The sequence below is a fragment of the Eubacterium ramulus ATCC 29099 genome (assembly GCF_000469345.1).
Classification (GTDB): Bacteria; Bacillota; Clostridia; order Lachnospirales; family Lachnospiraceae; genus Eubacterium_I; species Eubacterium_I ramulus.
Map to the genome: position 1 here is coordinate 4,411 of NZ_KI271186.1, position 2,071 is coordinate 6,481.

A 2,071-nucleotide genomic window follows, 5' to 3' on the forward strand; every position below is an offset into this window, starting at 1 on the left:
CAGGAATATTTATCAGAGTAATCAATGCACCACATTTGCAAAAATACAGATGGAAAAAGGCGGGCAGTATGGTAAAATGAAAGCAACAAGCAGCGGCAGGTAAAGGGTTTTTGGGATCATAAAAGATACGATTATCGGAGATGCAGATTATTTTATGGCATTAAAGAATATCGAAAAATATGCGCTTGATTCAAAGGAAGATACTATTTTAGTAAAAGGTCTTTCATTAAGTGAATTGGAAAGTTTGGCGGGATTATAAAATGAATGAACTTATTCAGGAAATTATGTTAAACATAAATAAGAAAGATACTCTTTGGAGTAACATAGATCATGCCTATTGTTTAAAGGCGCGAATACTTAGGGAAATGGGGAAGGTGAAGGAAAGCCAGGAAATTATTACGTTTGTCAATAAATATAGGCACCCGGAGTTATACATAAATGGTGTAGAATGGTTTACAAAAACAATCGATGTGAATATTCAAAGTAATCTTGATGCAAATAGTAAAGCAAGGGCAAGAAGTTGGAGATTATTAAAACTGGAAGAGGCAATAGCGCATAGAGAAGCCGGAAAATATCCAATATCATCGGATATTTTGGATAAGACTATCGATGAATTAAAAGAAATATTATCTGCTGAGAAATAAAGGGACGAGATAGATATGAGACTGTTGGATAAATTTAAGAAAAAGGGATTTGAATCTGAAAATGTGAAACCAGAGAATAGTGAAGAAATTATAGTAGATAGATTTCCCTTTGCTGATGCACCGAATACTGCATGTTTTACCTGTCGCCATGTGCTAGAGGAACATAAACCAATCTTATATGTTTCTCATGATGAAGACGGATATTGGCAGTTCCTATGTGGTGGAAGTCATAAGGAAGAGGATGCGAGAGTAGTTTCGTTAGCATCGATTTTAAATATTGATGAAACAATGGGAGATTTAGCAGGATTAGATTACGGTGAATGTGCAGAAGCAGAAGATGCTGCAAGTGATTGGATGGTAAAATGCACTTTATCAGAGGGGATGAAATAATGGATTTATCGATTATGCAATCTGTGATTCCAGATTTTACCATTGAAAATTTTAACTTATTTGATGAAATAATATGTTTGAAGTGGGAAAAGGTATTTGATGACGTGCTTTGGGTAGAACATCGGAACCTCATTTTGGAAATGAAAAGTTATACGGATTATAGAATACAGATGGAATGTAAAAAAGTAGATTCGTTCCGATTCCGAGGAAACGGGAAGATTTCAGGATTTTACGTGAAAGATATGTCAGCAATGGGATATGAAACTGGTGTTAAATATGAGGTTGGGGATTATGAAAATGATGAGATTGAATTTTATTGCTCTGATATAGAAATTAAAAGTATAAAGAAAAATTGAATGTAAAGGGTTATCTTTATGGGATATATTGCAAAAGAAATAAATAGGGTTATTGGTGTTTATCATTTAAAATCACATATTTTATCAGGGCAATATACGGATGATTTTCGTGAACGCATTGTGAAACGGTATTGTGATACAAATATGACATTTATATGGGAACAGTTTAAGGAATGTTCCCATTATCAAAATTCAGATGCATGGTCAAAAATTGGAGATTATGTAAAAGAAAATAATTGTATTATGTTTTTTAACAAGTGTGATGACGAACATGCATTTTTAATCGCAAATGGAGTGGAATTACAGACAATCTTGGGAGAGTCTTTTGGATTTGAATTTTATATTACAGACAGAGACCAATCATATGTAATTTGCTTCAATCATCATGATGTGTTGTATGGTTGTGGTGCTGCCAGAGAATGGGTAGAAGAACTTGCTAAATTTAAAAGTTGAATGAAACTTTGAAAGGAAAGGGGGATTTATGATAGCACTTGAGGTATTCAAAAAAATATTAGAAGAAAATGGGGATAAGTTTCCATTATTAACGCTGGATGAATTTTTTGATGGAAATTCAGAAGAAGATTCGATTGCTCCAAACCAGTGGGAAAATGGCCGCCCAACACTGGATGAAATGTGGAAAAAGTTTCGAGAGATTGAGAAACTGCCAAATGTAGCATGGGT

The 2,071-nt window shown here is 33.9% G+C and carries 5 protein-coding genes; all 5 read left to right on the forward strand.

Going from position 1 to position 2,071, the window contains the following annotated elements; translation table 11 throughout:
- Nucleotides 1-260 precede the first annotated feature (260 nt).
- Entirely contained in the window at nucleotides 261-644 is a 384-nt protein-coding gene (locus tag HMPREF0373_RS14710) for a hypothetical protein (RefSeq protein ID WP_044964809.1), read from the forward strand.
- A gap of 15 nt (nucleotides 645-659) precedes the next feature.
- A complete protein-coding gene (locus HMPREF0373_RS14715; RefSeq protein ID WP_021740585.1) occupies nucleotides 660-1,034 on the forward strand; it encodes a hypothetical protein in 375 nt (124 codons plus the stop codon).
- Nucleotides 1,034-1,390 (forward strand): hypothetical protein, encoded by a 357-nt coding sequence (locus HMPREF0373_RS14720; protein ID WP_021740586.1) that lies wholly within the window; start codon nucleotides 1,034-1,036, stop codon nucleotides 1,388-1,390. Before HMPREF0373_RS14715 ends, HMPREF0373_RS14720 begins: the two co-directional genes overlap by 1 nt.
- An 18-nt stretch (nucleotides 1,391-1,408) precedes the next feature.
- Nucleotides 1,409-1,843, forward strand: a complete 435-nt coding sequence (locus HMPREF0373_RS14725; RefSeq protein ID WP_021740588.1) for a DUF6756 family protein — start codon at nucleotides 1,409-1,411, stop codon at nucleotides 1,841-1,843.
- Nucleotides 1,844-1,871: 28 nt separating this feature from the next.
- On the forward strand, nucleotides 1,872-2,071 hold a 200-nt coding region (locus HMPREF0373_RS17185; RefSeq protein ID WP_021740590.1), incomplete at its 3' end, for a hypothetical protein.